Origin of the sequence: Paenibacillus sp. 453mf, from assembly GCF_900116105.1 — a bacterium.
In the GTDB taxonomy this organism is placed as follows: Bacteria; Bacillota; Bacilli; order Paenibacillales; family Paenibacillaceae; genus Paenibacillus; species Paenibacillus provencensis.
The window spans coordinates 376,117-401,073 of the sequence record NZ_FPAC01000001.1 but is presented as its reverse complement, the minus strand read 5'-3'; the positions used below and the strand labels follow the sequence as shown (position 1 = coordinate 401,073).

The window sequence follows — 24,957 nt, the reverse complement described above, 5'->3', positions numbered from 1 at the left end:
CTAGTCTTTTTTCTTAAGCAGGAATTGTGGAAGCTCATGGTGTGGATGATGAATCATGACGGGATCGACCTGGAACAGACTTCTCAAATGCTCCTCTGTGACACATTCTTCGGGGTTCCCTTGCATGAAGCTCTCTCCTGCCTGCAGTCCATAGATGCGGTCGCAAAAAAGCGAAGCCAGATTAAGATCGTGCAGCACGGCGACAATGGTAATCCCCGTTCTTCTACGCCAATCAGCGAGGAGTTCCATGAACTGGAGCTGATAATGGATATCAAGATAGGTCGTCGGCTCATCCAGCAGCAAAATTTCCGGCTCCTGAGCCATTACCTTGGCGATTGCAACCCTCTGTCTCTGACCTCCGCTTAATTCAGTAAGCAGACGATCGGCAAAAGGAGACAGCTCAAGCTGTTCAAGCACGCGATCCACCACCTCTTCCCCATCAGCCTGATCCCGTCCCAGCCAGTCCTGATAAGGATACCTGCCCATGGCTACAACATCTCTTACAGAATAATCAATCTCGGGCAGCCCGTCCTGCTGCAATACAGCAATAAGGCGGGATAACGCTCGCCTGCTGTATTCTCTAACCGGCTTGCCTTTGATTAGAATAGAGCCGGAGCTCGGGAGTAGAACACCGGACAACAAATGAAGCATTGTGGATTTACCGCTGCCATTGGGTCCGACGATGCCCCACCATTCACCCGGATGTACCGTGAAGTCAATATTACGAAGTGCCATATGGTCTCCATATGCTTTGGCAGCTGACTTCAATTCAAGCACCGGCGTGGAGGAATGAGCTGGCGCGGGCAAGCCTTGTGGATTAGAGCAGATGATCTGCTGCTCAGCCTGAATTCGTGAATTCATTTCATTCCTCCCCTTCGCAGTTTCTTATTGCGGTGCAGCAGGTAAGCAAAAAACGGTGCTCCTACAAACGCAGTAATGACCCCTAGCGGGATCTCGACCGGTGCAAGAATGGTTCTCGCCCCCATATCGGCCCACGCCAGAAAGATGCCTCCCAGTATTGCCGATAGCGGAATAAGGAGACGATAGTCCGGTCCGACCAATAGCCGGAGCATATGCGGAATCACGAGTCCGACAAATCCGATGACTCCGGCTACCGACACAGCAGCGGCGGTCAGCAGGGTAGCAACGATAAGAACAGAGAGCTTGAGCCATTCTACCTTGACTCCTAAATGTGCGGCCTGCCTCTCACCGAGAGCAAGCAGATTAAGCGCCCTTCCCCGGCTCCACAGGAATAAAATTCCAATCACCAAGTATGGAAAAAGGATGGCCGTATAGGACCATCCTCGTAAGCTGAGGCTTCCCATCGTCCAGAATAGAATCTGATTCACTGTATCCTTGGACATGGCTGTTAAGAAGGACACAAACGCCCCAAGGAAGGACTGCATGATTACACCGGATAGAATCAGGCTGTGCGTCGGAATCTTACCGCCTTCACTTGCAAGAGCGAGCACCGCCCACAACGTGAACATCCCTGTTGCAAAAGCAACCAGAGGCAGCATCCATTCTCCAAGAACCGCATATTGCAGGCCAAAATAGATCATCACTGCTGCGCCAACCGATGCACCGGAGGACACACCGAGTATATACGGGTCTGCCAGCGGATTTCGCAGCACGCCCTGGAAGGCAGCTCCTGCCGTGGCAAGCGCTGCCCCCACCAGCATACCGAGCAGTACTCGGGGAAGCCGGACCTTTATAATAATCTGCTCCGAGGAAGAATTCCAGATTGGCTCAATTGGCTCCGAAACCCAAGGTAAATGATTGACAAGGATTCCCACAATATGGCGAACAGGCAGATCCACTGCTCCAATAGCCAGACACAAGAGCAAGGTCAGCACCAGCAGGAGAGTGCCGGCAATTCCAAATCCTGCTAGCTTCGATTTCATTGAAACAGATCCGGATAGATCGCTTCAGCTACAACTTTCAAGCCTTCGGTTACACGTGGACCCGGACGGCTGAGCAGATTGGCGTCAATAGAGAAGACTGCATCTTCTTTAATGGCCGAAATTTCATTCCAGCCATCGCGAGCCTTAATAATTTGATCCAGCGTTTGGTTGTTATCATCAACAACATCGCTTGCATACAGGATCACATTAGGATTAGCTTGAATAATCTTCTCTTCACTGATCTCATTCCAGCCCTCTGTATCACCTGCTACATTCACGCCGCCGGCAAGGGTTATGACTTCATCCATAAATTCGCCTTTGCCTACTGTCCAGCCTGGGGAGAATTCAACATACACCTGCTTCTTATCTTCATCCGACAGTGAAGCAACTTGATCCGATACTTCCTGGATATCAGCTTTCATTTTATTTACAACTTCTGCAGCTTCCGCTTGGCGGTCTGTAATTTGGCCATATACTTCAATATTCTTCATGACATCATCGATTGTTTTAGGGTCTGTTTTGAAGATGACAATGCCGAGATCTCGCAATTTTTGCACTGCTGCCTCATCCATGGAAATTCCCGTGAACACGATATCAGGCTCAGCCGCGATAATGGCTTCGGCATTTGGTTCATAGAGACTTCCCATCTTTGGCTTGGAGGCTGCTGCTTCCGGGTAATCGTCAAAATCAGATACCCCTACAATTTGCTCATCGAGTCCAATGGCGAAGAGGGACTCTGTTTCTGCTGGAGATACGGACACGATTTTTTCTGGTGCTTGTTCAAACGTAAACGATTCTCCGGTTGCATCCGTTAAGGTCAGCGGATATTCGGTCTCGCTGTCACTATTCGTCTCCGACCCTTGATCGGCTGCTTGTCCTGCTTCCTGCTGGGTAGCTTGTCCCGTTCCTTCAGACGTTTCCGTCTCGGTGCCGCATGCAGCGAGCATCAATGCCATCATTAATGTGAGCAGCAAGGATAATACGCTTTTGTTCATTTTTTTCATGACTCTCTCCCTTTCAGATCTGGTTAATTAGTAATAATTACAAAGCCTAAGTCCTTAAACTATCCACCTGAGACTTCCAATCCCATAGCAAAAAAACCTTGGTCCTTAAGCCAGGATCAAGGTTACGTCTCGCATCTGCCCCTTAAAAATGGGCATAGAACATCGCAAAACGTATCCTTTCCTCGAAGGATCGCACGCTTCCTTCCGTCAAGGCAGGTCTCCTGACTACCCAGGTTTGGTATGGCTGGACAGCTTCCCTTCCCATTTCTCGCATAAGAAACAGTGGATATTTCGCTGTCTGCCCCTGGTATACAGTGGCGGGACCGTGCCGGATTTGCACCGGCTTCCCTTTTAACCTGAACAGCTGTATTAACGTCATTTGCTGCCAGGACCTTGTCGGCTCTTATTCGTTTTTGCAGTATAAATTCTAAATCATGCATCCTTGTTCTAGTGCCTAGTGGCCTTAACTTCTGTTGTTGATTATAGGGGAATGGCTGTATTTCTACAACCCAAGTTTTCCCTTGAAGAAGGGCTTCCCCCCTAGATTACTTATACAAAATCTCTCCGCTCAGCTGTCCTGCTTGAAGACGAAGTCGAAGCACCTGCAATTCTCCTGGACCAGACACTACAGAGTTGAAATTGCTATTCTGTACATACGTTGACATCAGCTGCCTGATGACACCGCCATGCGTAACCATAAGTACCTTCGGATATGAAATATCTTTACTTGCACAAGTATGCTCTGAGCGATGATCCATCCCATGCTTGTTCTCCAGAATTGGCAGCAACCTGTTGTCCACAAATTGAGATACTCGCTCTCGGAAGGCGGTAAAAGCCTCTGCACCCGGCGGCGTGATCCGCTCCGGATGATCGATCCAGCTGCGGTAAGCGGGGTTGCTCTTGAGCATGTCATAGGTCGAGCCTTCCCATTCACCAAAGTGATACTCTCGGATCCGGTGGTCCCTTATAGCCTGATCCACAAGATGCGGCGCAATGATCTGAAGGGTATGCACCGCACGAATCAGATCACTAACGAACACATACTGGAATGTCAGCCTCTCTTGCTCAATGTGAAGCCGGAGCGGCTTCAATTCAGATGCGGCATTACTGAGGAGAGGCACATCGGTATGCCCCAGATATCGCTTCTCCATATTCCATTGGGTCCTCCCGTGTCTGACGAGATAAAGATCAAGGCCTGAGTTCATGTCCACCACATCCATTCGATACCGAAGATGGAGAGAACAGATAGAGCAGCACAGAGAATCAAGACAAACAAACCGGAAGCGACAAGCATCATTGTGATGCTCGTCTTGATGTGTGCAGCCTCAAGCGTATGATAAGGCTTACCCATATAAGCACGGAAGGATTCCACGCCGTGATATACGTTGTATCCCCCGAGCCGGATTCCAATTGCGCCTGCGACTGCCGATTCGGGGTATCCGCCGTTTGGACTCGGGTGCTTGCTTGCATCCTCCTTCACCGTACGAATGCTATTCTCGACATGCAGTCCTAGAATGCGGGCCGAAGCAAACAGCAACAGTGCGGAAATTCGAGCAGGAAGATAGTTGGCTGCATCATCAAGCCGGGCTGAGGCTTTGCCAAGGTAGAAATATTTCTCGTTCTTGTAGCCTACCATCGAATCAAGCGTATTGATTGCACGGTACGCCATCGCTAGAGGAGCTCCGCCGATCATAGCATAAAATAAGGGAGATATAATGGCATCGACGATATTTTCCGCAATCGTCTCCACCGTTCCCCTGACCATCTCCGGCTCATCCAAATGTGCAGTGTCCCGGCCTACAATCATACCAAGCGACTTCCTTGCCTCGGGAAGATTTCTGACTCTTAAATGCTTGTATACCTCGATTCCCGCCTCCTTCAGTCCCTTGGCTGCAATCGTGGTTGCAATCAGGACGATTTCGGCAGCAATGGCAAGATAAGGATGAACTAACGCAAGCAGCTTCAGTACAGCCCAGGTGATAAGAAAAGAACCGCCTGCGATGATAATCGGGAACAGCAATCCTGCGAACAATAAGCCCTTATCTGAAGCTACTCTGGAACGAATCGACTTCTCCAGTGCCGAGATCGCTCTGCCCATACCAATGACCGGATGAGGAATCCATCTTGGATCACCGATGATCCGGTCAAGAATATATGCAGAGAGAAGAATAATCGCCAGTGTCATTTTGCCTTCTCCTTTCCAGCCAGTAGACTTTCAGTTACCGTCGCGTATACGAGTCGTCCGATACAGGAGCCAAGCTCTGTAGCTGTGCCCGCATAAGCATGGATTTTGTCCGGTATGCTTCCATCCGGTCTCAATCCGCTGACACCAAGTACAACGGCGTCTGTTGTTGTTCCTGTAGCGATCATTCCATTCTCAGCATCCTTGACTCCGAGGTCCTGCAAGGCACAAGCCTTTGCTTCCACTGCCGTTTGCAGAGCATTGACCATGGCATAAGAAGTCAGCTCACCAGCAATAAACAGCATCGTATTTATCGTGCCCGGAGTATAAGCCGCGGGAAAAACAGTTCTTGGAGACGACGCTCTGGCTGCATTGCCGGCACCCGCTGTCGTGCAGCAGAAGACAACGGCATGGTCAGTAATCTCCTCTAAGACAGATGCATGTGTAAGCTTCACCGCTGTCAAAAGACCAGCCGTGCTTGCTGCTGGGAGCTGCCACTTGTTTAAACGCACTTCGATCTCTCCTGCAGGATCATCTGACGCAAAATGCTTATCTACATATATATTGACCGCACGATCAATCCGGCTCATGCCTCCGCCATAAACACTGCTCGACAGCGATTGTACAGTTTGTGGCGATTCCACTAGCAGATACGCATTGTGGTGCTTCGTAAGCTTGAGGCCAGGCCAGAATGTAGAGGAATAAATTGCTGGAATAGCCTGGTTAGAAGCTAAGCTATGTAAAAAAGGTGTTGTCATTATCTATTGCTCCCCCAATAATAATCGCAGCACTTCAAGAAACCGGCTATTGTCCTGCCGCCCCTTCACCGCGATACGAACGGATTTGTCGTTGAGACCTGCATACATGGCACAGTTTCGAATAAGAATGCCTTGCTTCCCCATCGACTCTTGCAGGGATAGAGCGTTCCAGCCTTCCGGTGTCTCCAGCAGTAAGTAATTAGCCACACCCGGATATACCTGAAATCCAAGCGAGGTCAATTCGGTAATCAGACGGTTTCGCTGCTCCTTAATGCAAGCCTGGGTCTGCTCTTCATATGCGCTGTCCTCCTCTAGACAAGCTTCACCTGCCAGCAGAGCCAGTCCGTTTACGCTCCAGGTTACCTGTCTTCTAGACATTGCCGATATGATATCAGGATGGCCTATCGCATACCCAAGGCGAAGTCCCGGGATCGCATAAAATTTCGTCATGGAACGAATCACAATGACATTCGGGTACTGCTCCAGGGACCCGGTCAGTGTCTCACGCTCATGCTCTGGTATAAAATCGATAAAAGCTTCGTCAATTACAACCTGGACACTCCGGCCTCTTGCATGGGAAGCAATCGCTTCCAGCTCACTTCGGGAATATTGGCTCCCGTTCGGGTTATTTGGCTGACCGATAAATAGCAGCTCTACTCTATTGAGAAGATGCAAAATCTCAGACAGCTCAGCTCTATAATTCAGCTCTTTATGCCCATATATGTACTCTATTCGGCTTCCATACTGCTCTGCCAGCTGACGATACTCCGAGAATCCCGGTTCAATGATGCCTACTGCTGCAGGTGTAAATGCCTGGATAATAAGCGCCATACATTCGGCAGCCCCGTTGCCGATCAGAAGCTGGTTCTGAGATAGCTTCAGCTTGGCTGCAAGCTTGTGCTTAAGACGGCGATGGCCCGGATCGGGATAGCGAAGGATGTGATGCATCCCTTCTGTGAGAGCTCGTGTAACCGCAGGAGGCGGACCAAGCGGATTGATATTGGCACTATAGTCGAGGAAGTCCGCTGGTGATCGTCCGTATTTTACTGCCGCGGTCTCCACATCACCGCCATGTCCATAAACCTCTATCACAGGTGTCCCTTCCTTTCTGCTAGACGACTCTTGTTCGTGTATCGTATACAATTTAATGCAAACGCTCCGCGACTCTTACTCGCGTATCCTTTACATTATGAAGCTACAAATAATCACCCGTCAACGGCATTTCCTTTTGTGTCCCACACCCAATTCGTTTACAATAGGGATGGAGTGTTACAAGACACCAAGGCTTCAGGCATACGTCCTGTCCTTGCCTACATATTGAACTATATATTGGAGGAATAGACCATGCTGTTTATTGACAACCAAGGGATTACAGACCCGCGCATCAATCTCGCGATTGAGGAATACGCCCTCAAGCATTTATCCCTGGATGAGAGCTATCTGCTGTTCTACATTAATGCTCCATCCATCATCATCGGCAAGCACCAGAATACCATTGAAGAAATCAACCAGGAATATGTGCAGGAGCATGGGGTTCAGGTTGTTCGCAGGCTGTCTGGCGGCGGTGCGGTGTACCACGACCTCGGCAATCTGAACTTCAGCTTCATCACCAAGGACGACGGCAACTCATTCCACAACTTCCGCAAATTCACCCAGCCGGTGGTTGAGGCGCTGCACAGCCTCGGCGTGAATGCAGAGCTTACAGGGCGCAACGACCTTCAAGTCGGCGAACAAAAGATTTCGGGCAATGCACAGTTTGCCACACGCGGCCGGATGTTCAGCCATGGCACCTTGATGTTTGACCTTAATTTGGAGAACGTGGCCGCTTCCCTCAAGGTCAATCCAGAGAAGTTCAAATCCAAGAGCACCAAGTCTGTTCGCAGCCGCGTAGCTAACATCAGCTCCCTGATGGATCAAGAGATGACGATAGTGGAATTCCGTGAGGAGCTGCTTCGACATATTTTTGGCATGGAGGCAAATGAAGTTCCTGAGTACAAGCTGACCGAGCAGGACTGGGAGAAGATTCACGAAATTTCCAAGGAACGCTACCAGAACTGGGATTGGAACTATGGCTTGTCACCCGAAAGCAATGTGAAGCATTCTAAGAAGTTCCCGGTCGGGATCATCGATCTGCGTATGAATATTAAAGAAGGCCGCATTGAGGACATCAAAATCTATGGAGATTTCTTCGGAGTAGGCGATGTTGCCGATATCGAGGATCTGCTCCGCGGCAAGCGTTATGAAGAACAGGAAGTACGTGATGCTCTCAAAGATACAGATATCAAGCATTATTTCGGCAATCTGGAATTCGATGATTTCATCGGTCTGGTATTCCTGGAGGAGTAGAACTGACCCACTAAATATAGATAGATAATTGAGGAGAGAGAAGCCATGACTTACAAGCTGATTGCCATCGATATCGATGACACACTGATTAATGATGAGAAGGAAGTTACGAATCCCACACAAAAAGCACTCGAGGCTGCTGTGGCCAAGGATGTCGTAGTTACTCTCGCGACAGGACGCGCTTATGCTTCTGCACAAGCGATTGCCCGTCAAACTGGACTTAACGTACCGATCATTACGTACCAGGGAGCTCTGATCAAGAATTTGATGGACGAGAAAGTACTGTATGAGCGCTACGTTCCAATGGAAGCTGCTCGCAAGCTGTATGAGTATTGCCTGGAGCACAATCTGCACCTGCAGACTTATATTGACGACAAGCTATATTCCCGTGAAGAGAATGAGAAGCTGGTTGATTACTGCAAGCTGAACAAAACTCCGTACTACATTGAAGCTGATTTTGTAAAAATGATTGAACAGCCAGCACCTAAGCTGCTTATCATTGATGATCCGGATTATTTGGACAAGGTGGCTGTTGATCTGCGCGAGCTGCTTGGTCCTGAAGTGCATATTACCAAGTCCAAGCCGCATTTTCTCGAAATCATGCATCATGAAGGAACCAAAGGACATGCGTTGACCTTCCTTGCGGATCATTTTAACGTTGATCTTAAGGATACGATTGCGGTAGGCGATTCCTGGAACGATCATGAGATGCTGGAAGCTGCAGGTCTCGGGGTTGCCATGGGAAATGCCATTCCTGCTCTGAAAGAAATTGCGGGCTATGTTACGCTGAGCAACAATGAGGACGGCGTGAAGCATGTCATTGAGAAGTTCATTCTACAGGCTTAAGACCATATAGATAATACAAATACCCGGCTGCTTACAAACATAGTCCTGTACTATGCAGTATGGCACCCGGGTATTTTTATATCTCAATATACCAAACTTGTTATGATGGCCTAGTAATCACCTTATCCACCAGGCCATATTCTACAGCTTCTCCTGCAGTCATGAAATGATCGCGATCGGTATCCTTCTCAATGCGCTCGATTGGCTGGCCCGTAGACTCCGCGAGAATCCGGTTAAGCAGCTCTCGATGCTTAAGGATTCGATCCGCTTGAATACGAATGTCAGAGGCCTGGCCTCGGCTGCCGCCATGCGGCTGATGAATCATGATCTCACTGTTAGGTAAAGCAAACCGTTTGCCTTTGGTTCCTGCGGTTAACAACATCGCGCCAAAGCTTGCCGCCATCCCCGTGCATATGGTGGATACATCAGGTTCAATAAATTTCATGGTGTCGTAGATGGAAAACCCTGCGGTCACAGAGCCCCCAGGGCTGTTGATATACAGTTGAATATCCTTCTTCGGATCTTCTGCCGTCAAGAACAGCAGCTGGGCAACGATCAAATTCGCCATTTGGTCTTCAATCTCGCCCGAGATCATAATAATTCGGTCCTTCAGAAGCCTGGAGTAAATATCGTAGCTGCGCTCCCCCCGGCTCGTTTGCTCCACAACATAAGGAATGGTAGACATTTATGTTTCTCTCCTTTTTTATGCCACCATCTCTAACCGTGAGATCAGCTGCAGGCTGTCGTACCTTGCATTCGTAAGCTGAGGAGCTGTGCTGCTGTGCATTTTCATGCCGAGTACTTGACTTGTCACCATCATCACATCTGCTGCGCCGCCAAGCCCCAGCTGTATGATACGCTCGGTGTCACCTGTACGAAAAGCACCAAGGTAATCTCTTAGGCGTTCTGCATCCTCTTCAAAGACGGGGCTCACTAAGACACCGGGTTCATCCAATTGTAACTGCCGCTGTCTTTCTTCTGCGATGACTTCTCTTGCCCTGCGAAGAGCTGCCTTTACGGCTCCTTCCGTAGAATCGAGCAAATTAGCGGCCTCTCTCGCCTTATAGTTAAACAGCTCACAGAGAATGTATATTGTCCGCTGCCAGTCCGTCAGCTGCGACAGGAGCACCTGGAATGCTTCTTCCAGAGCCAGGCCATCGCCGAGCTCTTGATGAGAGCAGCTGTACTGCTCTTTTTGCTGATCCAAGAGCTCTCTTCGCCTCGCTTCCTTACGCAAGCCATCGACCCAGACGTTATGCGCTGCACGAATCAGATAACCCTCCATTGAAAAACCTTCTCTTTTGCTCAAACCCGCGGCATGCGGCAGTAATCTGACATAAACCTCCTGGCACAAATCCTCAGCATCCTCTTTTGATCCGGTTAGAGACAGGCAGTATTTATACAGGGATAACATCATCCCTTCGGTTAATCCCACCATCCGCAAATGGTCGTCACCACTCGCTGACTTTAGAAATATTTGATACGGTTCGGATCTTACAAAGGCCATCATTCGGGGCCCCCCTTTGTTTAGTCCTTATAAGTACTTATACTGTGAAGACGTCTGAGACCACCAGAAAGATACGCAGAATGATTTATAAAAAATCAAGAAATAAATGCCTGGTCGGTGTATTTAGGTTGCAAGCGTAAAGCGTAACTTATTGTGACATTCTTATTACATTGTCATGCATCTCCAATTGTCATTCGTATTACGTTGTCATGCCTCTTCCGTCTGCTTCGCTTTTCCGATGACTTCTAAGCAGGATCCACTCTGTTAGTGTATGCCAATTCGCCATGATAAGGCCGCCAATAATGATTACCGAGCCGAAAGCAGTCAATAGGGTTACATGTTCTCCATAAAATAACATACCTACACCAAGTGCAATCATTGGAGAAATATATAGCCAGGTCGACGGAAAGAGCGGCCCTGTTTTCGTGACCAAGAAATAAAAAAGGCTGTGTCCAATCATAGAGCCGAATATCGTCAAATAGAGGACCGACCCCGCTGCTCCAGACGACAGAAGAACTTCCGGATCAGGCTGTTCTGTGATGAAGGATATAATCAGCAGCATAAGTCCGCCATACAGCATTTGAGCACCATTCACCGCAAGCGGCGAATAACCGCTCAGTCTGGATCTCGTTGCTCCTGAATATACAGAACCTGAGGCATAGAATACCTCACCAATCAATACCGCGCAGGCACCTGCCAGCCACATTCCCCCTGCCTGTATCGTCAGTTCAGGAACCAGTATAAGAATAACGCCGACAAATGCGGTTAAGCAGCCCAGCAAAGAGAGCGCTGAGGCTTTCTTTTTGAGAACCCATGTCTGAATTCCTATAATCATGATGGGTCCGGTAGCAGACAAGACAGCCGCCACGCCAGAACTGATATATTGTTCTCCATAGTATAGCCCAGCAAAGGTCATAAAGGTTAAGCAGCTGCCTATAATAATAACTTCTTTACGAAGTAGCAGCTTAATGCTTGTTTTTCGGCTGCATAGACACCATACAAACAGAATGGCTCCTGCGAGACAGAACCTCACCCCAGCCGCAAAAAACGGCGGAAGACCTGCATCATTTCCTATCTTGATCGCCAGGAAGGTCGTACCAAAAATTAAACACATGCTCAGATAAGCAATAAATAAACGCATTCTACTCCAGCCTCCTCGTCTATTGCCACATTGTAAGCGAAATGGAATAGAACAGGAGGTACAGAATAGAACAGTTTATGATCATAATATCGTACAATGGAATAAAGGCATCAGTGGATGAGGTGGATAAGATGAAAAATAAACGCTCGGAGTTTCTAACAAAGGAACCTTTATCACAGCAAGTATACGACTATGTTCATCTGCGGATTGAGCGGGGGGATTATGCTCCAAATGACCGGCTTCCTTCAGTGCGGTCGCTCGCAGAGCAGTTTGGAGTACATCGACTGACCGTATATAAATCGTATCAGCAGCTCGTCAAGGATCGTTTCATTTATGCTAAAGATCGTTCAGGTTATTATGTATGCCCGTGCAGTATAGATTCGGCAGATGTATTCCGTTCGCGTCAGAAGGGGAATCCAGAGCAGACACTCACGGCACAGCCCTTGCGCACAGCCACAAGCCAGCTGAAGAAAGAGGAATCATTGCCCTTCCTATCCCTGACCCGGCGAACCCATGTGTTATCAGCTCTGCATCAGCAGGAGGTTACGTATCAGTTCTCCAAGGCACTGATCGACCCCTCTCTGCTTCCTAATGCTTATATGTCCGAGTACGTCAAGCAGGTGTTTGATATGTATCCCAAGCTGCTCGGCACCTATTCCACCGTGCAAGGAGACTTCCAGCTCCGAGAAGTCATGGCAGAATACTTTAACGCACGGCACCGCATGTTCTTGTCACCAGAGGATATCCTCGTCACATCCGGAGCCACACAGGCCATCGATCTTGCAGCACGGATGCTCATTAAACCTGGCGATGTTGTGCTCGTTGAGCGTCCCACTTACAGTACGGCCATTGATATCTTACGACAGGCTGGTGCGCGTATCGTCACTGTAGAGATGCGGCCAGACGGATATGATATGGAGCTGCTTGAGCAGATTATTGTGGAATCACGTCCGCGGCTTATGTATGTTAATCCCACTTATCATAACCCGACAGGATATGTTCTCCCAGAGGAGAAGCGCAAGCTGCTGGTTGAGCTAGCTGAACACTATCAGTTCATTATTGCAGAAGATGATACGACGTATGATATGTATTTTGAAGAAGAGCCTCCTCTGCCGATCTACAGCTATGATACGGAAGGAGTCGTCATGTACATTCGCAGCTTCAGCAAGTACGTAGCGCCAGGTCTACGCATTGCCTTCATATTGTGCAAACCATGGCTTATGAAGGAAGCACTGACTCTTAAATCACTGACGGACGGCGGCTCACCGCTGCTTGGTCAGAAAATTTTTCAGCATTACTTCACTTCATCCCGTATGCAGATTCATATGGAGAAGCTGCGAATTGCGCTTAGCTTACGAAAAGAAAAGATGGAGCAAATGCTGACAGAGACAGACTGTCAGTGGATCAGCCCAGACGGAGGTCTCGACCTATGGGTTCAGCTCCCTGCTCACATCAATGCAATCACCCTGCTTGAGAAGAGCCTTGAACAGTCGGTTGCCTTTGTTCCCGGTCCCTTCTGCGATCCGCTTCCGCACGGCTCGGAAGCTTATATCCGGCTCAGCTATTGTTATACAAGCGAGAAGCAAATTGAAGAAGGAATGGAGCGACTGCTGATAGCGTACGCGAAGCTGCAATAGCACTTCTTAAACAGACTGCACAAAAGCGAACCGTGATCTCATGTTCTGTAACAAGCTTCATCACAAGCTGAACTCCCCATCCTGACCGTGTCTTTGCATCCAGGCTCATCAATTCGAACATGTAATGCCGCACTACACTAGAATATGAGTCATTCCTGTCCGGGCAAGTGTGATGTCCGGCATAAGATCATACTTCTGCCGGACATCCACATCATGTGACATATGTGTAAAAATGGTTTGCTTAGGCTTAACCCGCCGAAGAAGCTCCTGTGCTTCCATCATGTCATATACAGAGCGGGTATGAAACTCAGCCAGCTCATGATAAAAGCTGGTCCCAAGCACTAACAGATCCAGATGATGGAGCTGCTGCCTTTCCTGTTCATTCAAATTGATGGAATCCGAGCAATAAACCCAGCTGTAACCGTTCTTCTCCAGGCGGTATGCGTAGGAGTATCCATTTTTGCCATGATTGACCTTCCAGGTGCGGATCTGATATCCGGCGAGCTCAACTCCAGAATCACAAGGCTGCATTCTAATATGCCGGGACAGCCAGGGGAACTGCGCTTGGATCGTTTCAAGTACCTCCTGCGGGGCGTACAGCTCCCCTTTTTCCCCAAGCCACCTGCAGGCATCCGCCCACTCCGGCAGTCCACCGATATGATCAAAGTGAGGATGCGTGACCAGCATCGTGTGCAGCTGGCGCTTGCCCAGCAGTTCCATTTGATGCGCGAAATCCGGACCTCCGTCAATCATGAACTCACCCTCTGGCCCATGGACAAGCACGGAGGAACGGTACCTGCGGTTGATCCCGGTTCCCCTCGCTTCCATGCATACCTCGCAGTCACAGTATAGTCTTGGAACTCCCATCGCATCTCCTGTGCCCAGAAACGTTAGTTTATCCGTTGTCGTCATACGTCGTCATGTCCTTCCTGCCGATGCTTAAGGCTTTTTTTATGACATTCCCTGGAGCCTTAAAGTAAGCTCTATATAACCATCTGCCGTATCGCTCTCTTCCGCTACATGCCAGTTGGAAGCAAGCGCCTCTCTAAGCTTCTCTGCCTGCTCTTCAGATAGTACGAGACGGTCTACAAGACCTTCTGCTGCGTTAAAATCCTTCCCTGGCGTCAGATTAAACGTAATTGCAATCCAATTCTTAAGTCCATTGTTGGTATTGAACGTGATGCGGTATCCATCTTGAATGGCCCGTTCAAGCTCCTCCCCATGCTCCTTGGCATACGAAAGAAAAGTCTCGTAAGAATAATGCTCGCGTTCCGCTTTGGTAAAAGCGGTCAAATCCCCGGTACGAAGAGCAGCAAGTATTTCTTCCTCTGTGACACCGTAACGACGCGCATGTTCTAATAATATTGCTGAATACTGAGATAATTTAACTTGATTGGTCATGGTTGATGATACACCCCTGAATTATGTATTAAATGATGTAGTATACGAATCTGTACCTATTATAAAATGAATGAACGCTTCTTTTAAAGCTTGGGGATTATTCCAGCATTCTTGAATATGAAGCGATGATTAAATATTGCGGATTGAACAAAACAAAACCCTGCACGTATCACACGTCAGGGTAATAACACAGCTTCCTATGTGATTAATGTCCTAGCAGCGTGATGTCTAGATCGTTACTGGCATTGGATCACGCTTCAAACTATTCTCCACCATCCAGTTATCCCGATCATTAAACAGATACGCTCGATGAACAAGCACACGAACCTCCTGGCCAACCGAAAGGGTTTCTTTCTCAAGAGAACGATAAGTGATCAGCCGATGCTTGCCTACCGTGACTTCCACAAGCCACTCACTCCCACGGAAATGAAGAGCTCTTACAACGCCTTCCTCCGTGGCAGATAGAAGTGTGAACTCATTCTCTTTACCTACTTCAATATATTCAGGACGGATGAGGGCCTTCGCATCACTAGAAACAGCTTCGATATCAAAACCTTTTAGTTCACGAGCATGCTCGACAATGGTGGACTCTCCGATAAACGAAGCGACAAATGGTGTTTCCGGGCGCTTGTAAATGTCCCAAGGCGTTCCCTTCTGCTCCAAAGCACCTTGATTAATGATCATAATCTCATCAGCTACTTCTATAGCTTCATCCTGGTCGTGGGTAACGAAGATCGAAGTAATTCCAACCCGCTCAATCAATTCACGGAGCCATGAACGAAGCTCCTGTCTGATCTTTGCATCAATCGCGGCAAAAGGCTCATCAAGCAGCAGCAGCTGCGGCTCAGGAGCCAGCGCCCTTGCAAATGCAACACGCTGTCTCTGTCCTCCGGACAGTTGATGAGGATAACGCTTCTCAAAGCCGCTTAGGCCGGTAAGCTCCACAAGCTCCATAACCCGATCCTGGATTTGTGCTTTCGATTGCTTCTTGACCTTAAGTCCAAACGCTATATTCTCAAATACAGTCATATGTTTAAATAGCGCATAGCTCTGAAAAACAAAGCCGATTCCCCGTTCCTGTGGAGGAAGGTCATTAACGAGCTGTCCATGGAAACGGATTTCACCTGCGTCCGGATGTTCAAGACCGGCTAATATGCGCAAGATTGAAGTTTTACCTCCACCACTCGGTCCAAGCAAACCGATGAGATGACCTTTTTCAATATCAAAGGAAACATCCTTAACCGCATGAAAATTCCCAAAATGTTTATTTAACCCACGGACTTCAACGTGCATATTTCCCCATCCCCCAATTCATTCCCTAGAAAAGCGCTAGGAATTACTTTATTTGATACTTTACCAAATATAAGGGGATTACGTCAATCATTTAAAGTCGTTATTATAAACAAGACAAGCACTTTCACATTTCACCGTTATGACAATGCAACGTTATGACATTTCACCGCTCTGAAGTATGTAAGCGTGAATAGGCCTTAAGATTTCATCTATTGACTTATTTCACAGATAATGAGGCGGCACAGCGGGGTACAATGTTTATGCATAACGGCTGTCCAACCACCAATGGTGATGAGTGATAATGAGAACTAAATTCTGTTGCACATAATCTTTACGTGGGAAATGGCTTCTTGTCTTACGTCCTCAAATTGAGAGCGGTCTTGAATATAATAAGAAATGAAACCGTGAATAGATAAAAACATACTGTGAGGTAATTTCAGCTTCTGATCTGGCGTATATTCCTGACCATTCATATGATAGCGGATAATGGTTGCGAATAACTCATAACATCGGTTCTGTTCTGCACGGCAATATGCCAGCAGCTCTTCATCCCGAATCATAAACATGATTTCGTACTGATATGGATTCTCCAGTCCAAACCGGATAAATTCCATCATGACATGCTCAGGCTTAGACAATCCTTCGCTTGATTCTCTCGCCATGGCTTGCAGCAGCATCTGTCCCAGATGATTAAAATCCTCAATCACAATCGCGTAAAACAGTTCTGCTTTTTCCTTGAAGTGATAATATAAAGAACCATGACTGTACCCTAGATGCTGTCCTATACTACGCATGGAAATCGAACGATAGCCCTTCGTTACGAACAGATGCCTCGCCGCTTCCAATATACGTTCCCTTGACAACTCCTGTTCCACTGCTCTTCTAGCCATATCTTATTCCCCTTCAATAAAATAAAGCTGCTGTCCCTCCGTGATTACAGATTGACCTTGTGTTAGATCGATCACAAAATCTATAAAACGCTCTGCTTCACTATCGACTGGAAGACATGTCAGCCTGACTTTGTCAGTAAATGTTGTTTCACCCATCCGAGTCTCTCTGCCTCTCAGCTCATTCTCCACTTTTCCAAGCCACGTGTAATCAATCTCTACAAATACTTCGCGATGCAGCACCTTCTTAATGGCTTCACCGGCTTCAATGGCAGCAACCGCACCGTCGGTATATGCACGGATAAGACCGCCTGCACCAAGCATAATACCGCCAAAATATCTAGTAACGACAATGGCGACATTTTTGAGCCTCTGGTTCTTGATCACCTCCAATATTGGTTTACCTGCGGTTCCGCTTGGTTCGCCGTCATCGGACTGCTTCTGAATCTCATCACGCTCACCGATCATATAGGCTGAACAGTTATGCGTTGCATTCCAATGCTTTTTCTTGATTTCTTCGATAAAAGAAACTGCTTCCTCCTCGGTTTCCACAGGCTTGATATGGCCGATGAAACGCGATTTCTTGATTACAATTTCCTTATCTCCCGACATTCGAACCGTACGGTAACGCTCAATCATCATTTCTACTACCTTTCTGCTAACATAACTAGATTTATATTTTTAAGAAAGCAGCTCATCCAAGTGCGGGTGAACTGCTTTCTTAGTTAAACACGTAATTTACATATATTCCTGATACCCTTGATTATTCAGATAGTCTTGCTTCAAGCTTCGCTTTTTCTTCTTCGTAGCCAGGCTTGCCAAGGAGAGCAAACATGTTCTTCTTGTAAGCTTCAACCCCTGGCTGGTCAAATGGATTCACGCCAAGCAGGTAACCGCTGATGCCACAAGCTTTTTCAAAGAAGTATACCAGATATCCGAAAGAATATGGAGTCATATCTGGAATATTTACGATAAGATTCGGTACTTGTCCGTCTGTATGCGCGAGCAGTGTTCCTTGGAACGCTTTTTTGTTAACGAAGTCCATCGTTTTGCCTTCCAGGAAGTTCAGTCCATCCAGATCGTCCGGATCGGATTCAATCGTAATATGGCTTGGAACCTCTTCGACTTGAATGACCGTTTCGAAGATATTGCGGCTTCCTTCCTGGATGAATTGACCCATGGAGTGAAGGTCTGTAGAGAAGTCGACAGAAGCAGGATAGATTCCTTTGAAATCCTTCCCTTCGCTCTCCCCGTACAGCTGCTTCCACCACTCGGATACAAAGTGCAGAGACGGCTCGTAGTTCACGAGAATTTCTGTACCCTTGCCTTTACGGTATAGCGCGTTACGAACAGCCGCATATTGATAGCTTTGGTTCTCGGCTACGTTCGGATTGCTGTATTCTTTTGAAGCGTCAGCAGCACCTTGCATCATTTCTTCAATGCTGATACCCGCTGTAGCAATCGGAAGAAGTCCTACCGCTGTAAGTACCGAATAACGGCCACCTACATCGTCCGGAATGATAAAGGACTCATAGCCTTCCTCAGTCGCCAGTTTTTTGAGTGCGCCTTTTGCTTGGTCTGTCGTTGCATAGATGCGCTTACGAGCTTCTTCTTTGCCGTATTTCTTCTCCAGCGCTGCGCGGAATATACGGAAAGCAATCGCCGGTTCTGTTGTCGTACCGGATTTGGAAATGACGTTCACGGAGAAGTCTTTACCTTCGATAAGCTCAAGCAAATGGTTGACATATGTAGAGCTTATATTGTTACCTGCGAAATAGATCTCTGGTGTTTTGCGCTTCTCTTTCGGCAGCTCATTGTAGAAGGAATGAGACAGCATTTCAATCGCTGCGCGTGCACCGAGGTAAGAACCACCAATACCGATGACGATCAGCACATCAGAGTCGCTTTGGATCTTCGCAGCCGCTTTTTGAATACGAGAGAATTCCTCTTTATCATAATTTGTCGGCAGATCGATCCAGCCAAGATAATCGGAACCTGTTCCTGTTCCGTTATGAAGCTGTTCATGTGCAAGACGAATCGGCTCTGCGAAATAGTCCACTTCATGCTGTCCAACAAATTCAAGTGCTTTACTATAATCAAACGTTACTTTTTTTGCCATGATAATAATTACCTCCCTATAAAGTTGATTCCTCACTAATGAAAACTAAGCCAAGGAACAACTTATGACTTAGAATACTGTAAATTGTATAAGCTGGCAAGTTAACAGGCATCCGTCATTCTGACCGAATGGGAGCCTAATAAAGTGCTGGTGCTACGCGCTCACATGACAATAGTCACGTTATTTAAAAAGGGTAAAGCTGCCGTATGGGCAGCTTTACCTATTTACTTAAGCTCTTGTTGTGTGCAGCTTGTTGTCAATTACAGCAATGCTTTGATGCGGCTGACAACATTCTCAACAGTGAAGCCATATTCTTTAATTACGCGATCGCCAGGCGCAGATGCACCGAATGTAGAGATTCCGAGGATATCTCCAGCGTCGCCAACATATTTCTCCCAGCCCATTGGATGAGCCATTTCAATAGCAAGACGAGCTTTAACATCCGGAAGAATAACGGATTCTTTGTAAGCTTTGTCTTGTTTCTCGAACAGATCCCAGCTCGGCATGCTGATAACACGTACCGCAATACCTTCTTCGGCAAGCGCTTCTTGAGCTTTGACTGCAAGCTGAACTTCGGAACCTGTAGCAATGATTTGTGCAACGGCTTTGCCGTCTTTTGCTTCGGATACAACGTATGCTCCGCGTTTGATTCCTTCACGAGCAGCGTCTACTGTTCCAGCAAGGATCGGCAGGTTTTGACGAGTCAATACCAGAGCTACCGGATTCTTTTTGTTCTCAACAGCATAAGCCCATGCTGCAGAAGTTTCGTTACCGTCAGCAGGACGGATCACAGTCAGGTTAGGGATAATACGCAGGGAAGCAAGCTGCTCGATCGGCTCATGCGTAGGACCGTCTTCACCAACAGCGATACTGTCATGTGTAAGAACATAAGTTACAGGCAGATTCATAATTGCAGACAAGCGTACAGCTGGACGCAGGTAGTCAGTAAATACGAAGAACGTACCTCCGAATACTTTAACGCCGCCATGCAGCGCCATACCGTTCATTGCTGCTGCCATACCGAACTCACGTACACCGAAGTAGATGTTACGGCCGGAATAGTCTGCAGGTGTGAACTGTGCAATGTTGTTCAGGTGTGTCATGGTAGAGCTCTCAAGGTCAGCAGATCCGCCTGTCAGGTTAAGAACGTTTGGAGCCAGTCCGTTCAGTGCATTACCGGAAGCAACGCGAGTGGATACTGCTTTGTCTTCGGCACTGTACTTAGGAAGGTCACGATCCCATCCTTCTGGAAGCTCGCCAGCTACTGCGGTTTCGAACTGAGCTGCAAGCTCAGGGTAAGCTTTCTTGTACTCAGCAAATTGCGCATCCCATGCTTTGTTCGTTTCAATTCCGCGTTCTTTAACTTGTGCGAAATGAGCACGAACTTCGTCTGGAACGAAGAAATCTTCTTCATATACCCATTTGTAGAAGTCTTTCGTCAGCTTCGCTTCCTCAGCACCCAGTGGTGAACCGTGTGTACCGCCATGACCGCCTTTACCTTGTTTGTTCGGGCTGCCGTAACCAATTACGGTCTTCACTTCAATCAACGTAGGACGGCTGAGATCAGCTTGAGCTTCCTTGATCGCTTTTTCTACCGCAGGCAGATCGTTTCCGTCTTCTACGCGAAGAACTTGCCAGCCGTAACCTTCAAAGCGTTTTTGTACACTTTCAGAGAAGGAGAGGTTCAGTTCGCCATCAAGAGAAATATCGTTGGAATCGTACAATACAACGAGTTTGCCAAGCTTCAAGTGAGACGCAAGAGATGCTGCTTCATGGGAAACCCCTTCCATGAGGTCGCCGTCGCCGCAGATCGCATAAGTAAAGTGGTTTACGATATCAAATTTATCTTTGTTGTAAGTCGCACCCAGCTGAGCTTCAGCCATCGCCATACCTACTGCCATTGCAATACCTTGTCCCAGCGGACCTGTAGTCGCGTCGACACCTGCAGTATGACCAAACTCAGGGTGACCTGGAGTCAGACTTCCCCATTGACGGAATTGCTTGATTTCTTCCATAGGAAGATCATATCCGCTCAGGTGCAGCAGGCTGTACAGCAGCATGGAGCCATGACCTGCAGACAGCACAAAACGGTCACGGTTAATCCAAGTTGGATTCGCAGGGTTATGGTTCATTGTTTTTGCAAACAATTGGTAACCCATTGGCGCAGAACCCATTGGCATACCCGGATGACCGGATTTGGCTTTCTCAATTGCGTCAATCGCTAGAGTACGTACTGTAGTAATAGACAAGTTATCGATTGTCGAATTTTCATTCTTGTGAATGCTTTGTTCTTTCGTTTGTTGATCAGTCATTTTTTGTCCTCCTCATAATCTCAAAAAAGATGTCAGGATAAGCAAACGGACTTACACTCAGGCGACTTAAAACTTAACTTAAAATGACAAACGAGTTGATTTAAAGCAAGTTAATCCGCTTGAATGTTTCAATTTGACTTATTCGTTTGCTATTGTATCACTTCACGTCCAGTTTTTCCATACCGTTCTTCACATCCAATAAATTTCATCCACACATCGACAAAAGTATCTCCTCTTTGGAGAAAAGCATACCTGATTGGAAGGAATACAAAAATAGGCAATGAAAAATAGCAAAATTTTTGTAAACAAGACTTATGCATCAATCCTAATAAGACAGTTCTCTTCTACATTATCCGACTTTCATTAAACCAAAACAAACTCCGCGTAAAAGAATCAATTTCATAACACATAAGCAGCTAAAAGTATTATGAAATTGATTCATATACGAATATTTCTGGAACATGACAAAAACTCTGGAACACACAACAATTTCGGGTCGCATAGCAAAAAAAATCGCCGCGGCTCACGTCACCGGGCGATTCTTCCTGTTACTCTATATTGGGTTTTAATAGATTAAAATACAACGGTCTTGTTCTCATGAACGAGAACACGATCCTCTACATGCCATTTTACAGCTCTCGCAAGGACAACTCGTTCAATATTGCGGCCGATCCGCTTCAGCTCGGGTACATCATCCCGATGGCTTACACGTTCAACGTCCTGTTCAATGATCGGCCCTCCATCCAGCTCTTCTGTAACGTAATGGGCTGTAGCTCCAATCAGTTTAACTCCCCGTTTGTAAGCTTGGGCATATGGCTTGCCGCCGACAAACGCAGGAAGGAAGGAATGATGGATATTGATGATGCGATTGCGGAAATGTTCGATAAATGTTGGTGAAATGATCTGCATATAGCGGGCAAGGATAATGACATCAATGTCTGCGCCGATCACTTCAAGCTGACGCTGCTCTGCTTCTTTTTTTGTATCCGGTGTCACCGGAATATGATGATAAGGGATACCGAAGGACTCTACATAAGCCTTCATATCTAGATGATTGCTTACAACAAGCGCAATTTCTGCATCCAGATCACCGGCTTGCCATTGCCAGAGAAGCTCTACCAGACAATGATCCTCTTTGGACACGAAGATCGCCAGCTTTTTCCGGCGGCTTACGCTGGAGATTTTCCATTCCATTTTGAACTGGGAAGCAATTGCTCCAAAGTCAGCTTCCAGCTGAGGAAGACGACCCATTAGCTGAGGCAGATCAAATTCTACACGCATAAAGAACATACCGCCATCCGGGTTCATTGAATATTGATCGGATTGAACGATATTGGCTCCGTGCTCGAATAGAAATTTGGAGACCGTGGCCACGATTCCCGGACCATCAGGACAAGAAATCAGCATTCGAGCACGATCCGGGTGTTCGTGTGCTGGGTGTGCAGTTACGTTTTTAGTATGAATATCCATTGTGAAAATACTCTCCCCCTTGATATAACTCCTATGCTTTGACCATAGCTTCCTTGCCTGCAAGCCAGGCAACCAGGCGATGATTCAGTGCCTCCTCAGACAGCTCAGGGAACAGGTCTGCACCGGCAGCAAGATCATATAAACGCTCCAGTGGTTCCCGCGGGTCAGCCTTCTTGGCTTTGGCATCATTCTTGAGTACAGTCCATGTGTCTAGAATAAAGCTGCGTGAATGAATATCCTGTCCGTTGAAGAAATGGTCCAGCTTCTCTACATCTCCCCAAAAAGCGTTGCCAAACCGTTCCGTTACATTGCCGCGAAGCAGCGCAATTTCCGCTTCATACATTGGACGCTGCGTCTTCGCATCTTTACCGATCCACGGCGTTTCAAGAATGAATGGGCGACCAGCAAGCAGTTCATGATGAACAATTCGATGAATGGTATCAAAACCAATCCAGCCGGAGCCGATCGGAGCATGTCTGTCCTTCCGTGCACCTGTAGGGTTCTTGCTGTCATTGATATGCACCACAGCGATCCGGTCTAATCCTACGGTGCGGTCAAACTGCTCAAGCACACCATCCAGATCATTGACGATATCATAGCCGGCATCATGAATATGGCAAGTATCCATACATATGGTCAGTCGCTCGTTATGCTCGACTTTATCAATAATTTGTGCGATCTCTTCGAAGCTGCGGCCCATCTCTGTGCCTTTGCCAGCCATCGTTTCAAGGGCTATGTTGACATCCGTTTCACGCACACCGTTCAGCACCTCATTCAAGCCCTCGGCAATACGCTGAATGCCATATTCTGCATCCTTATCTGTAAAAGCACCCGGGTGAAGAACGATGTTCTTAACCCCAATCGCGTGGGTACGACGAATCTCTTCCTGCAGGAAGCTGACCGCAAGCTCATAAGTGTTGTCCTTGTATGAACCCAGATTAATAATGTATGGTGCATGGACTACAATATCCTCGAAGCCTCCGCTAAGCATGGCTTGCTTGCCTTCTTCGATAAACATCGTCTCCATCGGTTTACGGCGTGTATTTTGCGGAGCTCCTGTATATATCATGAACGAAGAAGAACCGTAGCTTGCCGCTTCTTCCGTAGCTGTCAGCAGACCCTTACCTGAAAAGGAAACGTGGGAACCTATTTTGAGCATCTTAATTTACTCCCCCTATAATTTAGGATTTAGGATTGTGCAATATCCAAGTTAATAGAATGAACACAAGTACTGTATCCAAAGATTTATTGCTTATTGTAACTTGATTGAGGAGGTCAAGCAATATCATCAAGAAATGAAAGCGTGAAGGAAGCTATCGAAAAAGAAGCCTGTGTGCGATATAATTTCTATAACAGGGCATTTTTTACAATAAACCTTCTCTAATGTCTCATGAAAAATTCATTTACATATTTATGCCATTTTAAACCTGATAGATTTATTTCAGGATTTATGCAAAATCCTTATTTTCATAGTATGACTCAAATTTATAATACGTTAGCTATGTTCGTTAATTTCTGTGGCCTGTCTCTTATTCTATTGAAACTTAGAGGTGAAGCAAATGGACTTTCTCTTGTTAAATGATAAGTTAACGCTGTCTGTTCCAGTCATCAATAACTGGTTTATGAACTCGATTGCATTCTGGACCTTTATCCTGTTAGGTTCTATGGTCATTGGCGGATTTTTTATGTTTCGCAAATTTCTCAAGGTGCTTCCAAAGGCTGACGGCAAATCCAAGCTGGACTGGCAGAACCACTGGGTCGAGTCAAGCCGGCACTTATGGACAGAGGATGCCAAATCATTCTTAGATGAGCTGGTACAGCCTGTTCCAGGACCCTTCCGGGATATCGCGAAGCACTCTATTGCCGCCGAGATTGGAAAGATCGCTTTGGAGTGCGGCGCTGCCGAAGTTACCCGAGATCACTGCATCAAGGGTTATATCGTGGCGACACCCTCCAGAGATAATAAATTTCTGATTCATTTCCTCGACAAGAAACAGATTGATTATCAGCCATACAAACATTTAATGAATAAATAACGAGCAGCACTCCAATATGGAGATCATATGAAATTTTCGTTCATCAAATGCTTATTGGAAGGTAATGTGTCTTAAACAACAGTCAGCCTCTGTATTAGGTTGTCTTGGGTTAAC

23 protein-coding genes and 1 riboswitch are annotated in these 24,957 nt (G+C 47.1%); of the genes, 4 read left to right on the top strand and 19 right to left on the bottom strand.

Annotated elements, in window-relative coordinates:
• The 7 genes from BM415_RS01820 to cobD all read right to left on the bottom strand — a co-directional run bounded on the left by BM415_RS01820 (nucleotide 1) and on the right by cobD (nucleotide 6,940).
• Entirely contained in the window at nucleotides 1-735 is a 735-nt protein-coding gene (locus tag BM415_RS01820; RefSeq protein WP_244533243.1) for an ABC transporter ATP-binding protein, read from the bottom strand.
• Nucleotides 736-857: 122 nt separating this feature from the next.
• Nucleotides 858-1,904 carry a FecCD family ABC transporter permease gene (locus tag BM415_RS01815; protein ID WP_091153954.1) on the bottom strand — a complete coding sequence of 349 codons (1,047 nt, stop codon included), beginning with the start codon at nucleotides 1,902-1,904 and terminating at the stop codon, nucleotides 858-860.
• Nucleotides 1,901-2,908 (bottom strand): ABC transporter substrate-binding protein, encoded by a 1,008-nt coding sequence (locus BM415_RS01810; RefSeq protein ID WP_170862338.1) that lies wholly within the window; start codon nucleotides 2,906-2,908, stop codon nucleotides 1,901-1,903. The genes BM415_RS01815 and BM415_RS01810 overlap by 4 nt, the downstream gene beginning before the upstream one ends.
• Before the next feature lie 193 nt (nucleotides 2,909-3,101).
• A riboswitch (cobalamin riboswitch) is annotated at nucleotides 3,102-3,319 on the bottom strand.
• Between the two features lie 134 nt (nucleotides 3,320-3,453).
• Complete coding sequence (locus tag BM415_RS01805; protein ID WP_280142837.1) at nucleotides 3,454-4,113, bottom strand: histidine phosphatase family protein; 660 nt, start codon at nucleotides 4,111-4,113, stop codon at nucleotides 3,454-3,456.
• Entirely contained in the window at nucleotides 4,110-5,093 is a 984-nt protein-coding gene (cbiB, locus tag BM415_RS01800) for an adenosylcobinamide-phosphate synthase CbiB (RefSeq protein ID WP_091153949.1), read from the bottom strand. Before cbiB ends, BM415_RS01805 begins: the two co-directional genes overlap by 4 nt.
• Nucleotides 5,090-5,848: an adenosylcobinamide amidohydrolase gene (locus BM415_RS01795; RefSeq protein WP_091153948.1), complete on the bottom strand. Its 759-nt coding sequence runs from the start codon at nucleotides 5,846-5,848 to the stop codon at nucleotides 5,090-5,092. The genes cbiB and BM415_RS01795 overlap by 4 nt, the downstream gene beginning before the upstream one ends.
• A gap of 3 nt (nucleotides 5,849-5,851) precedes the next feature.
• Entirely contained in the window at nucleotides 5,852-6,940 is a 1,089-nt protein-coding gene (gene cobD / locus BM415_RS01790) for a threonine-phosphate decarboxylase CobD (RefSeq protein ID WP_091153945.1), read from the bottom strand.
• A 252-nt stretch (nucleotides 6,941-7,192) separates the two neighbouring features.
• On the opposite strand from cobD, the gene BM415_RS01785 reads away from it, so the two are divergent.
• Nucleotides 7,193-8,194, top strand: coding sequence for a lipoate--protein ligase (locus BM415_RS01785; RefSeq protein WP_091153942.1), 1,002 nt, complete (start codon nucleotides 7,193-7,195; stop codon nucleotides 8,192-8,194).
• Between the two features lie 45 nt (nucleotides 8,195-8,239).
• The gene (locus BM415_RS01780) at nucleotides 8,240-9,040 is read left to right on the top strand and encodes a Cof-type HAD-IIB family hydrolase (protein ID WP_091153940.1); all 801 of its coding nucleotides are present in this window, start codon (nucleotides 8,240-8,242) and stop codon (nucleotides 9,038-9,040) included.
• A 100-nt stretch (nucleotides 9,041-9,140) separates the two neighbouring features.
• On the opposite strand, the gene clpP is transcribed toward BM415_RS01780, so the two are convergent.
• From clpP to BM415_RS01765, 3 genes are all read right to left on the bottom strand, one after another.
• Nucleotides 9,141-9,725, bottom strand: a complete 585-nt coding sequence (gene clpP, locus BM415_RS01775) for an ATP-dependent Clp endopeptidase proteolytic subunit ClpP (protein ID WP_091153938.1) — start codon at nucleotides 9,723-9,725, stop codon at nucleotides 9,141-9,143.
• Nucleotides 9,726-9,743: 18 nt separating this feature from the next.
• A complete protein-coding gene (locus tag BM415_RS01770; RefSeq protein WP_091153935.1) occupies nucleotides 9,744-10,550 on the bottom strand; it encodes an RNA polymerase sigma factor in 807 nt (268 codons plus the stop codon).
• A gap of 196 nt (nucleotides 10,551-10,746) precedes the next feature.
• Entirely contained in the window at nucleotides 10,747-11,688 is a 942-nt protein-coding gene (locus BM415_RS01765; RefSeq protein ID WP_091153933.1) for a DMT family transporter, read from the bottom strand.
• 131 nt (nucleotides 11,689-11,819) lie between these two features.
• On the opposite strand from BM415_RS01765, the gene BM415_RS01760 reads away from it, so the two are divergent.
• Complete coding sequence (locus BM415_RS01760; RefSeq protein WP_091158988.1) at nucleotides 11,820-13,325, top strand: aminotransferase-like domain-containing protein; 1,506 nt, start codon at nucleotides 11,820-11,822, stop codon at nucleotides 13,323-13,325.
• A 132-nt stretch (nucleotides 13,326-13,457) separates the two neighbouring features.
• Here BM415_RS01760 and BM415_RS01755 read toward each other — a convergent pair whose 3' ends face one another.
• From BM415_RS01755 to BM415_RS01715, 9 genes are all read right to left on the bottom strand, one after another.
• Nucleotides 13,458-14,237: an MBL fold metallo-hydrolase gene (locus BM415_RS01755; protein WP_091153931.1), complete on the bottom strand. Its 780-nt coding sequence runs from the start codon at nucleotides 14,235-14,237 to the stop codon at nucleotides 13,458-13,460.
• A gap of 39 nt (nucleotides 14,238-14,276) precedes the next feature.
• A complete protein-coding gene (locus tag BM415_RS01750; RefSeq protein WP_091153930.1) occupies nucleotides 14,277-14,726 on the bottom strand; it encodes a hypothetical protein in 450 nt (149 codons plus the stop codon).
• Between the two features lie 228 nt (nucleotides 14,727-14,954).
• Entirely contained in the window at nucleotides 14,955-16,019 is a 1,065-nt protein-coding gene (gene cysA / locus BM415_RS01745; protein ID WP_091153927.1) for a sulfate/molybdate ABC transporter ATP-binding protein, read from the bottom strand.
• Between the two features lie 308 nt (nucleotides 16,020-16,327).
• Nucleotides 16,328-16,909, bottom strand: coding sequence for a TetR/AcrR family transcriptional regulator (locus BM415_RS01740; RefSeq protein WP_091153925.1), 582 nt, complete (start codon nucleotides 16,907-16,909; stop codon nucleotides 16,328-16,330).
• Nucleotides 16,910-16,912: 3 nt separating this feature from the next.
• Nucleotides 16,913-17,545 carry a YigZ family protein gene (locus BM415_RS01735; RefSeq protein WP_091158987.1) on the bottom strand — a complete coding sequence of 211 codons (633 nt, stop codon included), beginning with the start codon at nucleotides 17,543-17,545 and terminating at the stop codon, nucleotides 16,913-16,915.
• Nucleotides 17,546-17,669: 124 nt separating this feature from the next.
• Nucleotides 17,670-19,025, bottom strand: coding sequence for a glucose-6-phosphate isomerase (locus BM415_RS01730; protein WP_091153923.1), 1,356 nt, complete (start codon nucleotides 19,023-19,025; stop codon nucleotides 17,670-17,672).
• A gap of 260 nt (nucleotides 19,026-19,285) precedes the next feature.
• A complete protein-coding gene (tkt, locus tag BM415_RS01725) occupies nucleotides 19,286-21,337 on the bottom strand; it encodes a transketolase (RefSeq protein WP_091153920.1) in 2,052 nt (683 codons plus the stop codon).
• Between the two features lie 573 nt (nucleotides 21,338-21,910).
• On the bottom strand, nucleotides 21,911-22,807 hold the full coding sequence (purU, locus tag BM415_RS01720; protein WP_091153917.1) for a formyltetrahydrofolate deformylase: 897 nt from the start codon (nucleotides 22,805-22,807) through the stop codon (nucleotides 21,911-21,913).
• 31 nt (nucleotides 22,808-22,838) lie between these two features.
• Entirely contained in the window at nucleotides 22,839-23,966 is a 1,128-nt protein-coding gene (locus BM415_RS01715) for a deoxyribonuclease IV (RefSeq protein WP_091153915.1), read from the bottom strand.
• 400 nt (nucleotides 23,967-24,366) lie between these two features.
• Here BM415_RS01715 and BM415_RS01710 point away from each other — a divergent pair, with 400 nt between their 5' ends.
• Nucleotides 24,367-24,843, top strand: a complete 477-nt coding sequence (locus tag BM415_RS01710; protein WP_091153912.1) for a DUF2621 domain-containing protein — start codon at nucleotides 24,367-24,369, stop codon at nucleotides 24,841-24,843.
• Nucleotides 24,844-24,957 lie beyond the last annotated feature (114 nt).

Coding starts and splice junctions, on each gene's coding strand:
- BM415_RS01820 (WP_244533243.1), bottom strand. CDS start 735: ATGGCACTTCGTAATATTGACTTCACGGTACATCCGGGTGAATGGTGG.
- BM415_RS01815 (WP_091153954.1), bottom strand. CDS start 1,904: ATGAAATCGAAGCTAGCAGGATTTGGAATTGCCGGCACTCTCCTGCTG.
- BM415_RS01810 (WP_170862338.1), bottom strand. CDS start 2,908: ATGAAAAAAATGAACAAAAGCGTATTATCCTTGCTGCTCACATTAATG.
- BM415_RS01805 (WP_280142837.1), bottom strand. CDS start 4,113: ATGAACTCAGGCCTTGATCTTTATCTCGTCAGACACGGGAGGACCCAA.
- cbiB (WP_091153949.1), bottom strand. CDS start 5,093: ATGACACTGGCGATTATTCTTCTCTCTGCATATATTCTTGACCGGATC.
- BM415_RS01795 (WP_091153948.1), bottom strand. CDS start 5,848: ATGACAACACCTTTTTTACATAGCTTAGCTTCTAACCAGGCTATTCCA.
- BM415_RS01785 (WP_091153942.1), top strand. CDS start 7,193: ATGCTGTTTATTGACAACCAAGGGATTACAGACCCGCGCATCAATCTC.
- BM415_RS01780 (WP_091153940.1), top strand. CDS start 8,240: ATGACTTACAAGCTGATTGCCATCGATATCGATGACACACTGATTAAT.
- clpP (WP_091153938.1), bottom strand. CDS start 9,725: ATGTCTACCATTCCTTATGTTGTGGAGCAAACGAGCCGGGGGGAGCGC.
- BM415_RS01770 (WP_091153935.1), bottom strand. CDS start 10,550: ATGATGGCCTTTGTAAGATCCGAACCGTATCAAATATTTCTAAAGTCA.
- BM415_RS01765 (WP_091153933.1), bottom strand. CDS start 11,688: ATGCGTTTATTTATTGCTTATCTGAGCATGTGTTTAATTTTTGGTACG.
- BM415_RS01760 (WP_091158988.1), top strand. CDS start 11,820: ATGAAAAATAAACGCTCGGAGTTTCTAACAAAGGAACCTTTATCACAG.
- BM415_RS01755 (WP_091153931.1), bottom strand. CDS start 14,237: ATGACGACAACGGATAAACTAACGTTTCTGGGCACAGGAGATGCGATG.
- BM415_RS01750 (WP_091153930.1), bottom strand. CDS start 14,726: ATGACCAATCAAGTTAAATTATCTCAGTATTCAGCAATATTATTAGAA.
- cysA (WP_091153927.1), bottom strand. CDS start 16,019: ATGCACGTTGAAGTCCGTGGGTTAAATAAACATTTTGGGAATTTTCAT.
- BM415_RS01740 (WP_091153925.1), bottom strand. CDS start 16,909: ATGGCTAGAAGAGCAGTGGAACAGGAGTTGTCAAGGGAACGTATATTG.
- BM415_RS01735 (WP_091158987.1), bottom strand. CDS start 17,545: ATGATTGAGCGTTACCGTACGGTTCGAATGTCGGGAGATAAGGAAATT.
- BM415_RS01730 (WP_091153923.1), bottom strand. CDS start 19,025: ATGGCAAAAAAAGTAACGTTTGATTATAGTAAAGCACTTGAATTTGTT.
- tkt (WP_091153920.1), bottom strand. CDS start 21,337: ATGACTGATCAACAAACGAAAGAACAAAGCATTCACAAGAATGAAAAT.
- purU (WP_091153917.1), bottom strand. CDS start 22,807: ATGGATATTCATACTAAAAACGTAACTGCACACCCAGCACACGAACAC.
- BM415_RS01715 (WP_091153915.1), bottom strand. CDS start 23,966: ATGCTCAAAATAGGTTCCCACGTTTCCTTTTCAGGTAAGGGTCTGCTG.
- BM415_RS01710 (WP_091153912.1), top strand. CDS start 24,367: ATGGACTTTCTCTTGTTAAATGATAAGTTAACGCTGTCTGTTCCAGTC.